Source organism: Pseudomonas sp. NPDC087639 (assembly GCF_044743385.1).
Taxonomy (GTDB): domain Bacteria; phylum Pseudomonadota; class Gammaproteobacteria; order Pseudomonadales; family Pseudomonadaceae; genus Aquipseudomonas.
Genome location: NZ_JBIUWI010000038.1, coordinates 1 through 19,977, shown reverse-complemented (window position 1 = coordinate 19,977; position 19,977 = coordinate 1). Strand labels below are relative to the sequence as shown.

Below are 19,977 nucleotides of genomic sequence, written 5' to 3'. Positions count from 1 at the left end.
TGGCCCTCGAGAGCTTCTCTTTTTAAGCTCTAGAAAAGGCCTCAATTCAGACAGGATTCGAGGTCTTTATTCTTTTCTTCCTCAACCATCGATCGCTTTATGACTGGCTGTAGATCCTGCTGTTGTTCATAGCGCTTGACGCCGGCGTCTACCGCCAGAATCAACAACCCGCTACCAACGCACGTTTCCAAATGATCTTCATCACTGAACAAGCTCCAGTCGTTGATATAACCTAACTCAGGCTTATCCAGATCGATAAAGGGAATATTGTATTTAGAAGAGACTCTCTGCAGATCTTCCACATGTTGCTGGAGGCCGTACTTGACCTGATAGGCGTAAAGATCTGATCGAACCGGCGGCTGAAACATAACGATCTGAATCCCATGTTTCTGCCCCCAACGTGCAAACAAATCAAACAACCCATCCCATGGCGCGTTGCTGGAAATGTTACGCATCCGCTGAACCTTGACATTCTCATTAGCCACTTCAGGAAGCATTTCGTTCTTTGCAATCAAGGCATTGAAACGGCCTTTTTTTTCACCGTTTGATTCAAGATGTGCGAGTAGAGGATCCTGCTTTACAGGAGTTGAATCATCGGAGTTCGCCAATAACGAAGTAAGCCGCAACTCGCTTCTGTGGAGACGTGTTTCAGGCTTCCAACTGATCTTGCCTTGCTTGTCCAGTTCCGCGAAAACATGCTGGCAACCGGGGACTTCGTCCGAGCACAAAGGAGCCAGCGTTTTTAACAAGGGCAGATACTTGATGTGATCAGGTGCTACATTCAAGTTCGCAGAGGTCCTGAGCAAGAAAGACGTTTCAACATAAACTCGCTTCAGATTCGGAAACCTCAAGCGAAGAATTTCTGCCTGAAGCAGCAATCCATAACTCATCTCGTTATAGGAATTCCCTGCACCCACGATGGCATTCTGATGACCAAAACGTCTCGGGTGCAGAATTTTGCTACGAGAGGTCCCTACATACCCCGAAGTTATTTCCAGTGGCTCAGGATACTGGCTAAACAAAGTGACATTCTGGATCAATAACTGATTATTCAGCTCTCGACCTGAGACTGTCATAGTGGGCAAAGCGGCCATCAGTTCCGCGGCGCTTTGAGATACATCCGGCTGCTTGAGCGTTTCTCGAAAACGAACTGCAAATTCCAGGCACACAAAGCCGCCCACCACCATCAAGGCAGTCAATACGTAAAGCTTGAGCAACCGGGAGCGAGTGAGCTTCTGGCTCTCAGAATTGAAAGTATATGAAGTCATTTCCGTCTACATAATAAATGTAAGAGAAAAGTGCTAACGCAGCAAAGCCCATTGCCGCCTGCCATGGAAAGGCATTGGTAATATCGCGCTGGTAGGTTGTGCGATGAACGAACCATTGCAGCGGAACGTACAAGACGAGCAGCTCGAAAAACAGCGGAGTCAGTTTTGTCTGAAACCACTCTGTCGACGGCATCAGGATCCGCTCGATCATCATCATTGCATCGCCGGCAGTTGCTGCACGGAAAAATATCCACGCCACAAATACCACCACCATCGTCAACAACCACGCGACAGGCAAATACTGAAACGGACGCTTGATCGACGTGGGCAACTGACTGTTCTCGAACCATCGATTGATCGCGAGCGCGCCACCGTGCAAGCCCCCCCAAATGATGAAGTTCCAGCTCGCACCATGCCAGAGCCCTCCGAGCAACATGGTCAATATAAGATTTCTCTGAATTTTCCACTTGACCTGATTACGCGAACCACCAAGGGCGATATAAAGATAATCCCTTAGCCAGTTGCTTAGAGTGATATGCCACCGCCGCCAGAATTCCTTGATTGACAACGAGGAGTACGGCGCATTGAAGTTGTAGGGAAGCACATAGCCAAAGAGCAGCGCGGCCCCCAATGCCATCAACGAATACCCCCAAAAGTCACAAAGTATCTGTACGCCGAATCCGATCACGGCGAAGAGGTTGTCAAATCCCGAGTACTGCTCCGGCGCTTTGAAGATCACGTTAATGAACGGCGCAATACCATCTGCGATTCCACACTTAAGCGCCAACCCAGCGATAAAGTAATACAGCCCATTGTAGAAGTGAGCACCTGCCAGACTCTGCTTCACATGAATCTGTGGCATAAACTGGCTGGCACGGCAAATGGGCCCGGCAATTAAATGCGGAAAAAATAATACGAATATCGCAAAGGTCAGCGGATCTTTTTCATGTGTGTACTTCCCTTGATACACATCGACCTGATATGAAATCAACTCAAACACATAAAAGGAGATACCCAGAGGCAAAATAACCTTGAGCAAACCAATCTCATATGATGGGTCTTCAAGCCTGGCGATGTACTCAATGTTCTCCAGAAAGAAGTTCATGTACTTGAAGTAACACAACAAAGCAAGGTTGAGTACACAGGAAAGAACAAGCCAGCCTCGCGACTTGGTAGTGGATACCTTGCCGCCAATCAACCAATTGACGGCAATTACCCCCAGCAGCATGAGACCGAATGTTTTGCTCCAACTCATATAGAAGTAGAGACTAGACAGAAATACTATCCACTGGCGGCCACGCAAAGCAGGGCATAGCCAATAACAAGCCAGTGTGACACTGAGTAAAATCACATACTCTATGGAGTTGAAAAGCATTGCTATTCATTCCCCTTCATTTGATCACCAACATTGCTTCTCCAACATTCGGACTTTGACTACTGCAACTTTTTAAGACTTCAGAACTCGTTCAAAAACTGTTCGCAATTGCTGCTCCAGCCTGCCGATCGAGAAATGAGATGCACAATACTCCTGAGCAGTCGCAACCATCTGCTGCCCCAAAGCTGGAGTGTCGAGATGTTCACTCAGCGCCTTGAACCAGTCTTCATGCACCAAAACCCCACCACCTTGCGGAATGACGTTGCTGTAGACCGGTATGTCGGACGCCATGACGGGTATGCCCGCCGCTGTGTATTCAATAAACTTGGTCGGAGCCTTGCAAAGATTGAAGTCCTCATTGACCAACGGCGCCAGTCCGATGTCCCAGTTCAGTCCGGCCAATACGGATAGAAACTCCGCATAGGCTTTATTAACCTTGTGACTCTTAACCCGATCGCCGAAGCGCTCAAGGGACTTGGGCATCTGAATAGTGCCGAAAACTTCAAAACGAAGTTGTGGTCTTTCATCCAGGAGGCGCTCAAGCGCGGGCACTACCAGGTCGAGATCTTCCTGATGCCCCTTGGACCCCATGTAGCCCACAGTTTGATACTGACGTGGCTGTCGGGAGATCGCTACCCTTTCGCCCATGAAAGGTGCGTACATACCATGATAAACGGGCTGGTGCGCGAACAGCTTGCCCAACAATCCCGCCAGATGAGGCGTGGAAGCGTAGATAAGATCACAGTGCGCAAGCTGATATCGACGCGCTTCGATGACATCCTGAGCGCCTTGGCGCTTTTGGATTTCCGCCCCCAATGAATGCGGTATCTCCAGCAAGTTGTCATCAATGTGGTAGACCACCGGGATATTTTGGGACTTGAAATAATCGACGATTTGCTCGCCGAATGGCTGCCCATACCGGGTTATGACCACCAGCTGCGGCTTGAATGCTTCATTCCATTGCTTCCAGCATCCATCGCCCTTGCGGGCGACCAGATTTTGGGAAACCACCGCAAAGTTGACCTCCCCGCGCCGATGCATTTCGCGCAGGGGAATATCAAAACTGATGAAATAGGTGGCATTCACATTCTCGGTAAAAATCAGAATGTTGCGGCCATCAGGGTTACCGTCAACGCAAACGTCGAAATCAGTCGACGTTTGCGCAACACGCGGTTTGAACAGCGACTTGAGAAACGCAATCATGCGTTGGAAGCCTTCTTGTTGATTGCATCCTGCTCAGCCTGCATCTTGGCTTCATAGGCCTTGATCACTTTCTGACGGTGACGCTTGGCCTCATATACAGCCTTGTGTGGAACATATCCAGACAGCTTGTCAGCAGCGGCGTTCTTCTTGTCCCATAACCCATGGAGGAACGACGGGATCATGTGACGGTATTTGATGTCACGAATGAGCGAAGGGCGGAAATAACCGAGATCGATTTCCTTCTGGATCGCCGCTTGGGTCAACGTACCATCCGCCAGCATCAACCTTACTTCAGCGAACCACGGCCAGGCGTTTTTATTACCGCACGCTGACCACGGTTGGGTGTACACGTCGGTGTAGTGAATCAGCCGGGTATCGGTATCCCAATGCTCCAGGCTATTCCACTCGAACGGCACACCGTACTTAACGTGCTCTTCGTCCAGAATAATCAGTTCCGACATCAACTGGTCGTAATCGTAAAGCCCTTCATCCATGCCGTTGACGATGTTTTCAACGTCCCAATCAAGGCGCTCGCAATCCAGCAGCATGACCGCGCACTGTTTCTTGCGGGTCTTAGGCGCGCCGACTTTCTGCGTCGACTCATCGGCGAACTTTACTTCCTGCTGGATGATGATCTTGGCGCCATCAAACGGAATGTTCCACAGCTCACGAATATCACGGAACACCAACATATCGGCGTCCATATAAATCGCCTTGCCTTTGTAACCACTGAGCTTGGGAATGCAAAAGCGGCTGAAAGAGAAGCCGGTACGCTGTCCGTTACGCGGGTCCTTGGGTTCCGGCACCGGCAGGTCAAGCATCGGAATGACCTCCACCTTCGCGGTGGTGTGTCGTTTGATCGAATACTCGAGTACAGGAACAGCCAGTAGCTGCGAGCGATCAACACCCACATATACCCGAATCACTTCATCATCGTGAACCATTCGAATTCCCTCTTAAACGTTAGCGTTCTTGAATTCTACCTTCGCCCACTCGGCCAGAAGTTCGACACCCGACTGAATGCTCACGTTCGGGGTCCAGTTCAGGGCGCTTCGGGCGGCGGTAATGTTGGCGCACGCATAGCGAATATCACCAATCCGGAACTGGCCGGTGATTTTATAAGAGGTATCGTTCACACCCAGATTGCGCATCAGCATCCGGGCCATGTCGAGGATGGAAACCGGCTCTCCACTGCCGATATCGAGGATGGTGCCATGGGCTACATCGGCGGCTTCAGCTTTGACCAGCGCATCTACGATGTCATCCACGAAAACGAAATCACGAGCTATATCACCATCTTCAAAAATCGCGAGCTCTCCACCGGCAAGCAGCTGACGAGCGAAGATAGATAGTACGCCCGTGTAGGGATTACGTAGAGACTGACCTGGGCCGTAGACATTCTGGAACCGCAGAATGGTTGCTTTCCAAGGGGCGCCGTCACCAGCCTGGCAGAGCAGGTATTCCTGCATCAACTTGGTCGACGCGTACACCGATGCGGGTGCCGGCGGCAATCCGGCATGGCTGGCGATTGGTCGGGCTGGAAGTAATGCCCCTGCCGGCAGGGGTACGGTGAAGTCGCCCGCTGTCATGGCTTCTGGTTGGCGCGGCAACCCAACGTATTCGACCCCACGGGCATCGGCATATCCACCCTCGCCGTAGACCGCCCGCGAAGCAGCCAGAATCACCTTGCGCACATTTTTCTGCTTGCGCAGCGCTTCGATCAGGTGAGTCGTGCCCAGTACGTTCACCGAACAGTAACGGGTCGGCTCGTCATAGGATTGGCCAGTACCTGTCTCGGCAGCCAAGTGATAAACCAGCTCCGGATCAGCCAGCGACACCGCCTGTCCAAGTGCTTGGCCGTCAGCTACGTCGCCACGGATGAAGTGCACATTCGAAGGAAAGATCGGATCAGCAGCATCAGCACCATGAACCTGAGGATGCAGGTTGTCGTAGACCCAAATAGTACGAGAAGCATCTTCCTTGAGCAGGGCCTTGACCAGACGGCTACCGATGAACCCGGCACCGCCAGTGATGAAAATACGCTGTGTCATTGATTTGTTACCTGGGAGTGTAGTGATGTTGAACAGACCAAGTTGTCTACTATTCCAGCGGCGGCTTCATCTTGCAGTACCATACGTCTGGCGAAGCGCTCGGATAGCTGTTCAAGCTCTGGTTCATGACTATGATCCAGTACACGCTCAACGAACGTGGACCAGTCAGCCATCTGTTCGATGGCAAAAAGCGGGTTATATGTCTCCGTTTCGAGAGAGCGCGTTACCACCGCCACTGGCAATCCACGCATGGCAGCATCCAGCGCAACGGTAGAAGGACTGGTGATGACTGCTTTAACGCGCCCCAACAATCCGCCAGCTGTATAGCGCTCCCATTGCGCCTGTTTAGGGTCGGCAATAATCAGGTTTGAAGCCACAGGCTTTTCACCTTGATAACGGGAGGTCAGCCATAACCCGGCGTGGTGTGGTTTGATCAGAAATATGACATCGGGAAAGCGCTCAGCAAGGGCGGTGACGCCGTCGAGGAAGAACTGCCGATAGTCTTCGCTATATCGATGCCAGTGCAGGTTCTCGAACACACCAACGACGCATGCCTGCGGATCAATCAAAGCACTGAGATCGGCAGTTTCTACCTGATTGATTTTGGGGCAGCCGATGGGTACACATTTCATTCGAGTGGCATTACTGACTTCAGGATGCAACGTGTCGAGCCCACCCCAAAGATAGATTTTATCTGCTGCAAAGTTGACGCGATCTACCGACTGAATCTTGTCGCTATAGGTCAGCCCTACGTTTTCAAGACCATGTTGCAAAGTCGCCGTCATGATGCCAATAGCTTTCGCCGCTTCGGTAAGTGAGCGAGTAAAACGATGAGGGCTGAGATTGGTCTCCGAGACCGATAGCAGTGCTTTGGTTCGTGGGCCGAAACGGAAAGAGGTCAACGGATCAGTCGCGGGGAGCACCCTTATATTGATGCCATGCTGCGCAAAGGTTTTCATGACTCGCGGAGATGCTTTCAGCAACACGTGGCTGCAGATTACTTGAAACGGAATTCCCCGCTGCTTGAGTTCGAGAACGATAGGCAAGGCCAAATCCAGATCCTGAATCAGATGCAACACCACGACGATCTCGGCATCGCTTTCGGCCGAAGTATCGTCGGGTTCAGCTAAAGCGCTTTGCAATACCATCGCCCATAGGTCACCTATCACTGGAGCGCTAAAGTGCTTGTCTATGAGCTTTTTCGCCAGCGCTATATCCCTTAGCCCATTTTTTTTGTCGGAAAGATAACGACGCATGCCGATAAGAAAATCATCGGTGGCCAAACCGCCCGCTAAAGGTGCTAGTCCCGGAGTTGCAGTGGCAACAACAGGAATGCCGCACATCAGAGCGTGAACCGTCCGGTTTGCGGATTTACAGACACTGAACGGATCGCAGGAGTTCGGAATCAGCACGACGTCCGAAACGGCCATCCATTGATCAACCGCGGAGATTGACCACTCGACATAGCGCGATGCGATCGCCATCGGCTTGATCATTTTTTCATATTTGTCTTTGTTGTTGCTGATTACAACCAGTTCGACTGGATACTCCAGTGCAATCGTCTCTAGGGCTTCACGGATCAGCAACAAATCTAGAATACCGAAGTCGGCATAATCAGCACCGTGATTACCGAACCACAGCAAATACATCTTGGAAGAGTCAATGGCCGGCATGGCGATAACCGCAGCCGGGACCGCTATGGCAGGCTGCTTAGCTTCGGGACGCGCAACTTTCAAGTGGCGTTTGATTCTGCTAAGAAGAGCAACACCCTGAGACCGCATCAGATTCAGAATGGCAACACTCTTTCGCCACAACACACGCAGGATAGACTTGACCGTCGCGACCGAACCATCCCTGCCACGTTTCTTCCTGACGCGGTGTATCTGCTTCTTCAACAAGCGCTTAGCAGTGAAAATACTCCCCGAATCCCGGATTTCATTCAGCAGATTTTTCAAACGAGTACGGAACAATGAAGTTGCTCGACTTCCTTCAAGTACCTTGGCTGCATTGATCAGTTGAGCACCTTTGCGTGCCGCAGAGTCGGATACCAGCCCATCGGGGATTACATGCACTGCCACATTTGGCGCGTGGGCTCTCACCACTTCTGCAAGCGGCTCGGTGGTAGTGACGATAGCGCTGGCATACTGCGCCATCGTCACCAGCATCTCCCCCGGCGGCACGTTCATGCTCTTGCCATATCCGGGCACGAAGACGTTGTCGCACAAATCGATGATGACAGGAATGCCCAGTGCTCGCGCCCGCTGGATCAATGCAAGGCTTTCCATCGAAAAGGTTTTTACAATGACTAGCGCATCAAGCCCTTCAAGATCCATGGAGGATTGAGGACTGAACAGACGGCAGATAAAACCTTTTTTTTCCAAGGCCAACAAAGGCAGCAGAGCACGATAGCGCACACTCGCAATATCAAGTGACAGTGAAGATACGCACCAACCGACTTTTATCTGACGTTTGCTCATAAATCCTTCCATATCTGAACGCTTCCTCCCTCTCTGGTCCATATACCTACAAACGAGCCAAAGCTGATAAACAAAAATAAAAACAGATAAATGGGGGGTAAGCGGCTCGCACCATGCCGAAGTACACACCGTCACGGGCGGCACAACCGCCCCGAACATTGACAAACACCAGCTTTGTCGATCACTTGGGCTTAACGTCTCATTCTACCGAACACCCGTTGTCGAGAGGCATTTTTTCGACGTCGAACATTCTGGATGATAACCACCCTGGGAGCATGACCTGCATCAAGCTACCTTGCGCAACACGCACCGCGTAAATCCGTGTGCAACCCGAATAATGGGATTGAGCGCGCAAACAATAGAGTTAATCCTGAGCCTCGAAGCCTGGGCGGTACTTGATTACGCGGGCAGGTACGCCACCTACGATGGCACCCCGACAGACACTCCTGTTGACAACCGCCCCAGCAGCAATTACTGCGCCGTCCGCGATGGTTATACCATCCAGTATCCGGCAGCCTGTTCCAATCCAGATGTCGTTACCCATCCGAATGCCTTCACGGGTGAGACCTTGTTTGGCAATCGGCAGTGTCGGATCATCGAATATATGGTTGGCAGGGATTACGACTGTATGCGCAGCAATTCGAACATAACTTCCTGTCTGGAACCCGCCATGTCCATACAAAACACAATAAGGATTCACTGAGTTCGACCGCCCCAACTCAATGCACCCGCCCGGGCCGGTATCTAGGATTGCACCGTGGCTGATGATACTGCCGTCACCTATGACAATCCTTGATTCCAGGTTTGTACAAATGAGCCGCGCGCCAGATTTGATGACGACTCGTTTGCCGATGACAATATTCGAAAGACACCCCTCGAAACTGGCATCTTTCGCAATTTGTGCACCTTCGCCAAAAGAGACTGACGGCCCCTCCTCCACGTTCGGGGATGAGAACAGTTGCCTGATCCTGGAGAAGAAAGCCTTCATCAGTATTTCACTATGTAGGCTTTCGTTCTGTTCGGCGCGTCATTCCCATAACGGATCTGAGCCAAGGTCTCAGGCTTATCAGCGAAGAACTGATCAATCGCCTTACCTGCCATCGGGTAATTGATGGAATTGTAATCATCAAAAAAGATTACCCCGCCAGGTACCATTCTCGGATAGAAATATTCAAGGCATTCGATATGCGGCTCGAATAAGTCACAATCGATATTGACGTAGTGATATTGCTGCTCCTCCAGCAATGGCAAAGACTGACTGAAGAGCCCCTCGCGCAACTCCACGAACTTCGTCAGCTCAGCTCGATCCACTAGTGCCTGGACACCAGCAAGGGACGTTTCAGTAAATAGCGTTTTATTCAAATAGGTGGCATCAGCAGGCGCGAACAACTTGTCCTGCTCGGAAAGCGGTGGCAAACCGCTGAAGGTATCCAGCCCCGTCATCTTGAAAGGGATGCCGCTCTCATGAGCATATCTGGCGCAGGCCACAAGGCTACTCCCAGTGAAAACACCGCACTCCACCGCATTGAACCGATTCAGACGCCGAACACCTCTTTTCCAGAAAAAATCACCCCACATGTTTTGCTTTTTTTTCTGCTTTTCAGTGCGCAAAAAATTCGCGATCGCGAGCTGAAACGCATGAAGCACAGGAATGCGCTCAAAGAAAATTTCCTGAAACGGAGGGACATGCGGAAACTCGAGCGAAGCGTTGAATTTCAGTTTCTTTTCTTTCACAGGTTTTTCAGTAGACACTTTTAGATCCTCGAGCTCGAGAGGGCCAAGCCCAAGTCAACAATTCCGGTCTGGCCAGAGACTGCCGCCACATCGAAATTAAAAAAGTTTTGCGCCATTTCCAAGGGAACCGTGGCGTCGCCTACCACTTGATTAACTATATAACTCAAAAAATACTTCCCACCCAATAAGTGGTTATTAAAAGAAAACTCCAGACTGTACTCATTCCCCTCAATCACATCATGCAGAAGCGGGCCCGTTTCCGAACCATCTATCGCACATACTGTAATTCCGGAACTGTTTCTGATACCAAAGTTAAAAGCCACGCATTCAGCTGAACTTGCAGCTATAAAACTGGCCCTGAACACATACTTATTAGCACTTTCGTCATACTCCAGAGCAAACTTCTTTAGAAGTTCTGGAGCCTTTGCAACCTTACCTGCCTTGGCTTTGGCCGGCATGTTGTCGCTACGGACATTTTTGTAAACTTCAATACCCTCGAAAACCGAACCATCATGAATTTTCTTTCCACCCTCGATTACCACGGCACGAGTGCAAAAGTTTGCCAGCAGATTCTGATTGTGTGTAACAAGCAAAAATGTCTGACCCGAATCACGCATCGCGCGGATACGGTCATAACACTTCATGCGAAAACTCGCGTCACCGACAGCCAAAGTTTCATCAATGATAATGAGATCAGCGTCAACATGGACCGCACATGCGAAGGCAAGACGCGACTGCATTCCTGATGAATAGGTGCGCAAGGGCTGATCGAAATACTCGCCCAGATCAGCAAACTCTATGATATCCGCTATTCGACTATCTGTACCTTGCCTGTTGATCCCCTGAATGCTGCAAAACAGGTAAGCATTTTCTCTGCCTGTGAAACTCATGTTGAAACCGGCAGTAAGACCCAGCAATGTTGCAATCCGACCATATCGGCTTACTTGCCCCTCCGTGGGTTCTATCACGTTACCCAGAATACCAAGCAGTGTCGACTTACCGGCACCATTGCGCCCGATTATGCCGACGGTTTCACCGCTACGGACTTCCAGGTTGATCCCATTCAGGACTTTCTTCCCACCCACTGCGGTTGACGTGCGCTTCAGCAACGCGTCAAAAAAGACTGTCATTGGTCGCAGGGCACTAGCGTAGGATTTACTTATGTTCCTTGCTTCTAGCAACAGGTGGTCGCGTTCAATATTAGACGACATCGGCGACTACCCCTTTGATCCTGTTAAACAGCCAAACCGAGAACACACTCAGTAGCAGCGCTGAGCACAACAAAGACATAAAAACCACCATCGAAGGTCCTTTGCCGAACACCAATGCCTCTCGCAAAGGCTCAACAATAATGGTCAGGGGATTAAGCCATAAAATGAACCGGTACGCTTCTGGGGCCATGCTCACAGGGTATGAGATCGGCGCCGCGTAAAATAGCACTCGCATCAACAGCCTGACCGCCTCTGATATATCACCTATAAACGGCCCTACGACAGACAATATCAACGATACCGCCGAGATGATCGTCAGCGACAACAGCAACAAGACAAAAGCCCAACCTACGTTGTGCATTCCAACGACAGAGAACACCACGCACAAGATCAATACCATGACGGCATATATCACGCCGTGAACATAAGCACGCATAAGATTGGCGAGCCAAAGCACCCACAAAGGAAATGGTGATTTGACTACATAGGTTCGCTTACTCGCAAATACAACCGTAGATGAATTGATAACGTCTGATATCAACAAATAAATTGAAAGACCGATAAAGAACGGCAAAACAAAACCGACAGAAACATCAGACCCCGGCTCATTCCAACTTACTTTGAGTATCCCACCAAAGACAACGGTGTAGACACACAACAAACAAAGTGGCGTCAACACCATCCAGAAAACGCCAAGGAATGATCTTTTATATTTAGCTTGCAGGTCACGCCTTGCCAAATCCCAAGCCAACCTGAAACATTCTGCAAACTTCATAAAAACCCCAAAAAAAGATACAAAACAGTATCCAGTTCAAATATTCACAGGCGACGGAGTATAGGGAAGCGCCACCCAAAAAGCGAGCAGCGAGACTGCCAATACCCTGCCACATCCAACCCCCGCTTGAAGAACACCACCAACGGACGAATCGGATGCCACCCCTAAACGACCGGGCCACACACTGCCAAAACCGGCCTACAGGTTCTCAAGCTCACGACTCGGGATCAACCTCCCTCCCACTCGTCGTGCTCACAGAAAGGAAATCTGCAAACAACCCACTACCGGCGCAATACTTCATTAAAAAGCGCTAATTAAAGCGGCCCTTCAAACTTACGCCTTGCCCGCTTTCAAAAAACAGGCAATCATCAACAATGGCATGTAAGCCAGCGCTACTCCGGACACATCACTGATACAGCCTAGTGACACCAGCATGGAAATCGGCAACAAATAAAAGACATTAATAAGAGCTACGCCAAGCGTCACCCGTCCATGCCCCCAGCGACGCGCTGCATTCTGATATGCGTGACTACTATGAGCTTGATAAACCTTATCTCCGCGAATCAGCCGTCGAACCAGAGTAAATGTAGCGTCGACGACAAAGACTCCCAGCAAAATCAGCCAACCCCATAAAAGCTCCGGATTACTCCAAGCGGCCAACAGCGCCATTGAACCGATAATCAAACCCAGGAATCCACTTCCTGCATCACCCATGAAGATACGCGCAGGCGGGAAGTTCCAGTAAAGAAATCCACTAACGGCAACGGCCAACATCAGTGGAGCCCAGATCAAATCTACAGCCCCCACTGACCAATAGATCGCGCACATTCCCAGGCAGGCCGTGATGGCTTGAATACTCGCCAGGCCATCAATTCCGTCCATGAAATTATAGAGATTGAGCATCCAGACAAGAAAGAACGCACCAACAACCAAGCCTCCATAACCAAGACTCAGCATCACGCCCCCCACCTCGACTGGAGCAATCCCTCCAAAACATAACAGCACCCAACCTGCCGCCATGAAGTGCCCCAATAACCGCCACCTTGCTGCGATATGCCCGTGATCATCCGCGAATCCGATGATCGCTATCAGCAACCCTGCGCCAGAGAACGCAGCCAACGCCGGCAGCGACAACGCTCCCGCAAATGCAAGCCCCGGGAGCGAGATCAAAAAGGCGACGACAATCGCTACACCGCCGCCGCGTGGCGTCGGAGTTGAATGTGCACTCCGCTCGTTGGGAACATCCATCAGACTTCGGGTAAGTGCATAACGCCGCAAAAAGCCTGTCAACCATAACGAAATAGCGAATACCGCTACCCATAAAACAGCCATCATTTTTTATATTTTTCCAGATAATAGTCGGCAGTCTCCCGGAACGCCTTTTCCGCACTCAACGGTGGCTGCCAACCCAGCATTTTTTGAGTTGGCCCAATGTCAACTTGCAAGGACCCGCATAACCGGTCGATAGCACTCGATTTGCCGAATGCGGAACCTAATAATTTTAAAAGAACTGTTGGAACCGGCAACAGTATTGCAAGCTTGTCCATCGCCCGCGCCATATGCAGTAATAGTTGCGAAGTCGATAAGTCTTCGCCATCACTGACCAGAAACGTTTGATTTGCAGCAGCAGGATGCTCGATACAGGTGACTATCAGATCTGCGAGGTTACCCAGCGAAACAAGACTACGTCGATTGTCCAGCATACCGAAAGGTAGAGGTAACCCTCGATCCAACCATCGCATCATCACCAGAAAATTGGCCTTGACCCCCGGCCCGTAAACCAACGGAGGGCGAATGACGACGACTTCCATTCCAGTTTTCGCACCGATTCGCCGCAAAGCCACTTCGGCTTCGCATTTGGAAATTCCGTAGGGGTCAAGAGGCGCAGGTTCATCATCAGCTCTGAAAAGGGCACCGCGGCCAGTCGATTCTCCGTTGACCTTGATCGAACTTATAAAGACAAAACGCTTTACGCCACAGCTAGCCGCCTGCCTGGCGAGCCAGACTGTCCCTTCGACATTTGCTTGGCGAAATGCACTAAGACTATCGATGGCCGTCTCATTCATGACATGCACCCTGGCGGCACAATGAATCACGACATCAACGCTAGACAGGACAGGCATACTCTCGGGCCGACATAGATCAAACGGCACGACCGGACACAAACCATTCAACCGCGTACTAGCACGCATAGCTGCGATGGGGGTGAACTTCCCATCCAGCAATAACCTGAAGATCACAGCTTCGCCGACAAATCCCGACGCCCCCGTCACCAAGACTCGTCTTTTTTTCATCTGGACCTACTTCCGATCAAGGCAGTCACCCAACAAACCAGGAAAAAAAAAGCCTTATCTCTATTGCGCCTGCGACAACTGAAAGCACTGAATGAAAGCCGCAACAGATCGCAAAACCTGAAATGGTGCCAACTTCGAACAAATGGATCCCTGCCCTTGCCAATCAGACGTGCAATAAGCTGAACCTGGGAAAACCACCAACCGTCATGGATGGTTTTATAACGCGCCACAAGAGAACCCAAGCCAATGTTGGCACCGACCTGATTTCTTTCGTGTTGACGGTACTGCATCGTGGGAAGTGGATCGATGTACCACTTGAAACCATGGCTACGCGCAAAAGCATAGCAATACCAGTCATGCAGACTGACACCTTGTAAACTCTGCCAGTTGCCCAGCATCGCTTCTTTCAAAGGCTTGATTAACTTTTTACTCATAACGTAAGTGCAGCCTGGGCCCGCCGCCTCGAACAGATAGTCCCACGCCACCTGAGGCTGCGCCTTGTCCAGCAACCGGGTTTTACCATCAGGCCAAAATGCTGTGACATTGCTGGAATAAGCATCGACGTCACGTTGCATGATTGCGTCAACCGCACGTTCCAGCTTATCGACGTGCCAGATGTCATCCTGATCAGAGAAGGCAACGAAGTCGTACCCACTAAGATCGACATCACGAATAAGCCTGAAAAAGTTGCGAGAGGCACCGCCAAAAGAACCGGCGGGCGGTAACAGTTTTACGGCGGAGTGACGGGCGGCATAAGCCCTGCACAAGGACTCTGTGTCGTCAACCGAAGGATCAACGCTGATATAAACAGTTACGTCGATGGCTGACTGGCAGAGAATCGAAGCCAACTGCTCTTCGATCCACTGCATACCGTTATAGGCCGCCAGCAAAACTGCAACTTTCGGATATTTTCCTGGCATGCCATTCCTGCTTGCACTGGTTAAACGCAACTGCTCGAAAGGGTCAAGCCCTTATCTCAGTGAGCGGGCGAGTCCAGAAGTTTCTGCAGATATTGGCCATAGCCAGTCTTTTTCAATGCATCAGCTTGAGCCTTCAACTGCTCGGAACTGATCCAGCCGTTGTGATAAGCAATCTCCTCCAGGCAAGCCACCTTCAGGCCTTGGCGCTGCTCGATGGTATGGACGAAGTGGCTGGCTTCCAGCAGGGAATCATGAGTGCCGGTGTCCAGCCAGGCAAAGCCACGCCCAAGCATCTCAACCTTGAGCGTCTTGCGCTCAAGGTAAGCGCGGTTGACATCTGTGATTTCCAGTTCGCCACGCTCGGAAGGCTTGATGTTCTTGGCGATATCAACAACATCGTTATCGTAGAAGTACAACCCGGTTACTGCGTAATTGGACTTAGGCTTCAGCGGCTTCTCTTCAATGCTTAGCGCTTTACCTGCCGCATCGAACTCAACGACACCAAAACGTTCAGGATCGGAAACGTGGTAACCGAACACCGTTGCGCCGCACTCTTGAGTGCTGGCGGCACGCAGGTTATCCGAGAAGTGCTGACCGTAGAAAATGTTGTCACCCAGAATCAGACAGCACGGATCATTACCAATAAAATTTTCACCAATAATGAATGCTTGGGCTAGACCGTCAGGAGTCGGTTGCTCGGCATAAGTGAGCTTGATGCCGTAAAGACTGCCATCCCCCAACAACTTGCGAAACAACGGCAAATCTTCAGGAGTCGAGATGATCAAAATCTCGCGCATCCCCGCCAGCATCAATACCGACAGCGGATAAAAAATCATCGGCTTGTCGTAGATCGGCAGCATCTGCTTGGACACACCGAGAGTCAAAGGGTGCAGACGAGTGCCCGCCCCCCCGGCGAGAATGATGCCTTTACGATTTGTCGCGGTCATTTGTCTAGAACTTCCCTAAGCATTCGGGTTACACCACTCTGCCAATCCGGCAAGTGTAGAGAAAAATTTTCACTCAGCTTCTGAGTATTCAAACGTGAATTCAGTGGGCGACGCGCAGGTGTTGGATAGGCAGTCGTATCGATAGGATTGACAGAGATCACCGCCAACTCTTCACCTTGGGCCTTGGCGAAATCGATCACGTGACAGGCATATCCATGCCACGACACTTTTCCCGCCGCAGCCAGATGGTAGAGACCCGCTAGCTCCGGACGCTTGACCACTTGCTGAATAGCCAGCGCCGTAATGTCGGCGATCAAATCTGCACCCGTCGGCGCGCCGACCTGGTCAGCGATGACGTTGAGGGTTTCACGATCCTTGGCCAGGCGAAGCATGGTCTTGGCGAAGTTGTTCCCTCGGGCACCGAATACCCAGCTTGTGCGAAAGATCAGATACTTACAGCCGGACGCGATAATTGCCCGCTCACCGGCAAGCTTGCTGGCACCGTAGTGATTGACCGGGGCAACGTCATCCGCCTCCCGCCATGGCGTATCACCTTGACCACTGAAAACATAATCCGTCGAGTAGTGAATCAGCCATGCGCCCAGCGACGCCGCTTCTTGCGCCATGACCTGGCTAGCCTGACCGTTTACACGGCTGGCCAGCTCGGCCTCTGATTCGGCTTTGTCGACGGCAGTATAGGCCGCGGCATTCACGATCACATCTGGCCGAACTGCCCGAATCGTGGCGCGCAAAGAATCCAGATCGGACAGATCACCGCAAAGACCATCAACGGAATGACGATCCAGGGCGACCAGCTGCCCAAGCGAAGCAAGGGAACGCTGAAGCTCCCACCCCACTTGGCCATTCTTTCCTAACAGGAGGATCTTCATGCCTTGTCCGACCGGTCAGCGTAATTCTGGTCAATCCACTGCTGATAGCTGCCGCTCTTAACGTGAGCCACCCACTCCGTATTACTGAGGTACCACTCAACAGTCTTGCGGATGCCAGTCTCAAAAGTCTCTTCCGGCGTCCAGCCCAGTTCGCGCTGGATCTTGCTTGCATCGATCGCATAACGCTGGTCATGACCCGGACGATCCTGAACATAGGTGATCAAACTCGCGTGTGGACGATGAGCGGAATCTGGACGCAACTCATCCAGCAGTGCACAAAGGGTATGCACCACTTCGATGTTTTGCTTTTCGTTATGACCGCCGATGTTGTAAGTCTCACCAATCACACCCTCGGTCACGACTTTATACAACGCACGGGCGTGGTCTTCGACATATAGCCAGTCACGAACCTGATTACCCTTGCCATAGACCGGCAGCGGCTTACCTTCCAGCGCATTGAGAATGATCAGCGGGATCAGCTTTTCAGGAAAATGGCATGGACCGTAATTGTTCGAGCAGTTGGTGACGAGGGTAGGCAGGCCAAAAGTGCGGGCCCAGGCGCGAACCAAGTGATCAGAGCTCGCTTTGCTTGCCGAGTATGGCGAGCTTGGCTGATACGGCGTGGTTTCGGTGAAGAGGTCTTCCGGACCTTCGAGGTCTCCGTAAACTTCATCAGTCGAAATGTGGTGAAAGCGGAAGTTAGCTTTACGCGCATCATCCAGCGCCGCCCAATAATGGCGCGCGGCTTCCAACAGTGTGTACGTGCCGATGATATTGGTCTGGATGAACTCGTAAGGTCCAGAAATCGAGCGGTCAACATGGGACTCTGCGGCCAGATGCATGATCGCGTCCGGCTGGTGCTCACGTAGAACACGGTCGATCTGATCGCGATCACAGATATCCACGCGCTCAAATACGTAACGCGAATCCTGACTGACTTCTGCCAACGACTCCAGATTACCGGCATATGTCAGCTTATCGACGTTAACGACGGCGTCGGTAGTATTGGAGATGATGTGACGGATGACTGCCGAGCCGATGAACCCGGCGCCGCCGGTAACTAGAATTTTCACGCGAAACCATACCCTTGAGCTGCGGACGGCGCCATCAACGAGCACCGTCTAATCCATGAATGCAGAAGCCATCAAATCCGAGGCTTCCGTCAGAGTCAGTCTGAATCGAACGTGCAATCAAGGCACTGTCGAACAAGGGCTGCATTTTACAGCTTAACGAACGTTTTACTAATGGATAAAGACAGGCAAAGAGGCAATTTCGACAGATGCCCTGCACCTGTCGTTTTCAGACAAGACGTTTGCGCCCTGCTCTGGACGAGCGTCCCACAAACCAGCCAATCATCGGCCCAATCAACATGCCGATGAGCAATGCGAAAACCACTACGAGTGAGACTGGCAATTGAGGCCCGGACAAACCCAGAAACAACAACGATACCGACTGCTGATTCTCAAGCACAAACGCCAGAATCACCAACACCAGCAAAAGAATAAAAACGCCAAGAAATATGCGCTTGAGGTTACGCATGAGTAACCCCTTGAAAGATAGCGACTGTCAAACCCCCTCCTCCTCTTCCTCGTTTACCCGATCACGCAATTCCTTTCCCGGCTTGAAATGCGGAACGAATTTACCGTCCAGACTCACAGACTGGCCAGTCTTTGGATTGCGCCCGACACGTGGCGCACGATAGTGCAGGGAGAAGCTGCCGAATCCACGGATCTCAATGCGATCGCCGGTGGCCAGACATTGGGACATTTGTTCAAGCATGGTCTTGATGGCCAGCTCTACATCCTTGGATGAGAGCAGCCCTTGATGGGTGACAATTCGTTCGATCAACTCCGACTTCGTCATATTTTTCCCTTCTTTTTCAAGCAGCTAGATCAGCGCTTGAAAGGTTTTAGCACGCCCGGAAGATTTTGAACAGCCCAGGGATTGACATATCTTCCTCAGCGTCAAAACGCCCATTTTCAGGGCATAAAATCAACAAACAAGCTCAACGACAGATGACCAGCATGGTTCGCGTCACATAGCCCGCTGGATTGAAGCCAAAAGGAAACTCATCTTCATCCTTGGCATCATCAGATCGGGTAATGACTTTATACCCAGCCCCTTTGCACTCCTTCGCCGCGCGCTTCTGGCACTTCTCCCAACTGGAGCCCAACCCAGAGCAGTCGACTTCGATACCGCTGACACCGCGCACCGCATGGGTCTTGGCGCTGGTGGTGCAGCCTGCCAAAACCAATACAGCCATGAGGACAATAAACTTGTTCATCCACTTCCTTATGCCAGGCGACGCCCGACTACCACACGCTTAAGACCAAGCTTAGTCGCGAATAGGCGATTGATCCGATTAAAGAAACAGACAACTCCGGAGTGAGATTGGTTTCACCACAACCCTCCACAGCACACGCAACTCACCAAATCGCAGGCACAAAAAAGGGCGACCGAAGTCGCCCTTTTTAATGATCAAGCAGAACTTAGTTCTGTTTGGCCATTGCCTGGCGCAGCAATGCCGCCATGGTGGTGTCGCCGGTAGCAGCTTCCGGAGTCTCTTTCAGGCTCTGGATAGCTTCTTTCTCTTCAGCATCATCTTTCGACTTGATGGAGAGTTGGATCACGCGGCTCTTGCGATCAACGCTGATGATCTTGGCTTCTACTTCCTGGCCTTCTTTCAGAACGTTGCGCGCGTCTTCAACGCGGTCACGGCTGATTTCGGAGGCTTTCAGAGTCGCTTCGATATCGTCGGCCAGAACGATGATGGCGCCTTTGGCGTCAACTTCTTTCACGGTGCCAGTAACGATTGCGCCTTTGTCGTTTACC

20 protein-coding genes are annotated in these 19,977 nt (G+C 51.2%); all 20 read right to left on the bottom strand.

Features of this window, described 5'->3' with window-relative positions:
• Positions 1–41: 41 nt before the first annotated feature.
• Entirely contained in the window at positions 42–1,268 is a 1,227-nt protein-coding gene (locus ACIOVB_RS16805) for a hypothetical protein (RefSeq protein WP_401269539.1), read from the bottom strand.
• Complete coding sequence (locus tag ACIOVB_RS16800; protein WP_401269537.1) at positions 1,243–2,643, bottom strand: MBOAT family O-acyltransferase; 1,401 nt, start codon at positions 2,641–2,643, stop codon at positions 1,243–1,245. Before ACIOVB_RS16800 ends, ACIOVB_RS16805 begins: the two co-directional genes overlap by 26 nt.
• Positions 2,644–2,715: 72 nt before the next feature.
• Positions 2,716–3,846: a glycosyltransferase gene (locus ACIOVB_RS16795; protein WP_401269534.1), complete on the bottom strand. Its 1,131-nt coding sequence runs from the start codon at positions 3,844–3,846 to the stop codon at positions 2,716–2,718.
• Complete coding sequence (locus ACIOVB_RS16790) at positions 3,843–4,790, bottom strand: glycosyltransferase (protein WP_401269532.1); 948 nt, start codon at positions 4,788–4,790, stop codon at positions 3,843–3,845. The genes ACIOVB_RS16795 and ACIOVB_RS16790 overlap by 4 nt, the downstream gene beginning before the upstream one ends.
• Before the next feature lie 12 nt (positions 4,791–4,802).
• A complete protein-coding gene (locus ACIOVB_RS16785) occupies positions 4,803–5,897 on the bottom strand; it encodes an NAD-dependent epimerase/dehydratase family protein (protein WP_401269530.1) in 1,095 nt (364 codons plus the stop codon).
• Positions 5,894–8,374 carry a glycosyltransferase gene (locus ACIOVB_RS16780; RefSeq protein WP_401269527.1) on the bottom strand — a complete coding sequence of 827 codons (2,481 nt, stop codon included), beginning with the start codon at positions 8,372–8,374 and terminating at the stop codon, positions 5,894–5,896. The genes ACIOVB_RS16785 and ACIOVB_RS16780 overlap by 4 nt, the downstream gene beginning before the upstream one ends.
• A 364-nt stretch (positions 8,375–8,738) precedes the next feature.
• The gene (locus ACIOVB_RS16775; RefSeq protein ID WP_401269524.1) at positions 8,739–9,362 is read right to left on the bottom strand and encodes a hypothetical protein; all 624 of its coding nucleotides are present in this window, start codon (positions 9,360–9,362) and stop codon (positions 8,739–8,741) included.
• Entirely contained in the window at positions 9,362–10,126 is a 765-nt protein-coding gene (locus tag ACIOVB_RS16770) for a class I SAM-dependent methyltransferase (RefSeq protein WP_401269521.1), read from the bottom strand. Before ACIOVB_RS16770 ends, ACIOVB_RS16775 begins: the two co-directional genes overlap by 1 nt.
• Positions 10,127–10,128: 2 nt before the next feature.
• The gene (locus ACIOVB_RS16765; RefSeq protein WP_401269518.1) at positions 10,129–11,319 is read right to left on the bottom strand and encodes an ABC transporter ATP-binding protein; all 1,191 of its coding nucleotides are present in this window, start codon (positions 11,317–11,319) and stop codon (positions 10,129–10,131) included.
• The gene (locus tag ACIOVB_RS16760; RefSeq protein WP_401269516.1) at positions 11,309–12,094 is read right to left on the bottom strand and encodes an ABC transporter permease; all 786 of its coding nucleotides are present in this window, start codon (positions 12,092–12,094) and stop codon (positions 11,309–11,311) included. Before ACIOVB_RS16760 ends, ACIOVB_RS16765 begins: the two co-directional genes overlap by 11 nt.
• A 333-nt stretch (positions 12,095–12,427) precedes the next feature.
• A complete protein-coding gene (locus ACIOVB_RS16755) occupies positions 12,428–13,426 on the bottom strand; it encodes a glycosyltransferase family 4 protein (protein WP_401269594.1) in 999 nt (332 codons plus the stop codon).
• The gene (locus tag ACIOVB_RS16750; protein ID WP_401269514.1) at positions 13,426–14,388 is read right to left on the bottom strand and encodes a UDP-glucose 4-epimerase family protein; all 963 of its coding nucleotides are present in this window, start codon (positions 14,386–14,388) and stop codon (positions 13,426–13,428) included. The genes ACIOVB_RS16755 and ACIOVB_RS16750 overlap by 1 nt, the downstream gene beginning before the upstream one ends.
• Positions 14,385–15,308, bottom strand: a complete 924-nt coding sequence (locus ACIOVB_RS16745; protein ID WP_401269511.1) for a glycosyltransferase — start codon at positions 15,306–15,308, stop codon at positions 14,385–14,387. The genes ACIOVB_RS16750 and ACIOVB_RS16745 overlap by 4 nt, the downstream gene beginning before the upstream one ends.
• Positions 15,309–15,364: 56 nt before the next feature.
• Positions 15,365–16,255: a glucose-1-phosphate thymidylyltransferase RfbA gene (gene rfbA / locus ACIOVB_RS16740; protein ID WP_401269509.1), complete on the bottom strand. Its 891-nt coding sequence runs from the start codon at positions 16,253–16,255 to the stop codon at positions 15,365–15,367.
• A complete protein-coding gene (gene rfbD, locus ACIOVB_RS16735) occupies positions 16,252–17,145 on the bottom strand; it encodes a dTDP-4-dehydrorhamnose reductase (protein ID WP_401269506.1) in 894 nt (297 codons plus the stop codon). The genes rfbA and rfbD overlap by 4 nt, the downstream gene beginning before the upstream one ends.
• On the bottom strand, positions 17,142–18,218 hold the full coding sequence (gene rfbB, locus ACIOVB_RS16730) for a dTDP-glucose 4,6-dehydratase (RefSeq protein ID WP_401269592.1): 1,077 nt from the start codon (positions 18,216–18,218) through the stop codon (positions 17,142–17,144). Before rfbB ends, rfbD begins: the two co-directional genes overlap by 4 nt.
• Before the next feature lie 226 nt (positions 18,219–18,444).
• Positions 18,445–18,684: a LapA family protein gene (locus tag ACIOVB_RS16725; protein ID WP_401269504.1), complete on the bottom strand. Its 240-nt coding sequence runs from the start codon at positions 18,682–18,684 to the stop codon at positions 18,445–18,447.
• A gap of 27 nt (positions 18,685–18,711) precedes the next feature.
• A complete protein-coding gene (gene ihfB, locus ACIOVB_RS16720; RefSeq protein WP_003189779.1) occupies positions 18,712–19,008 on the bottom strand; it encodes an integration host factor subunit beta in 297 nt (98 codons plus the stop codon).
• A 142-nt stretch (positions 19,009–19,150) separates the two neighbouring features.
• Positions 19,151–19,429 carry a hypothetical protein gene (locus tag ACIOVB_RS16715; protein ID WP_401269502.1) on the bottom strand — a complete coding sequence of 93 codons (279 nt, stop codon included), beginning with the start codon at positions 19,427–19,429 and terminating at the stop codon, positions 19,151–19,153.
• Between the two features lie 205 nt (positions 19,430–19,634).
• The coding region (locus ACIOVB_RS16710) for a S1 RNA-binding domain-containing protein (protein ID WP_401269499.1) at positions 19,635–19,977 on the bottom strand (343 nt) is incomplete at its 5' end.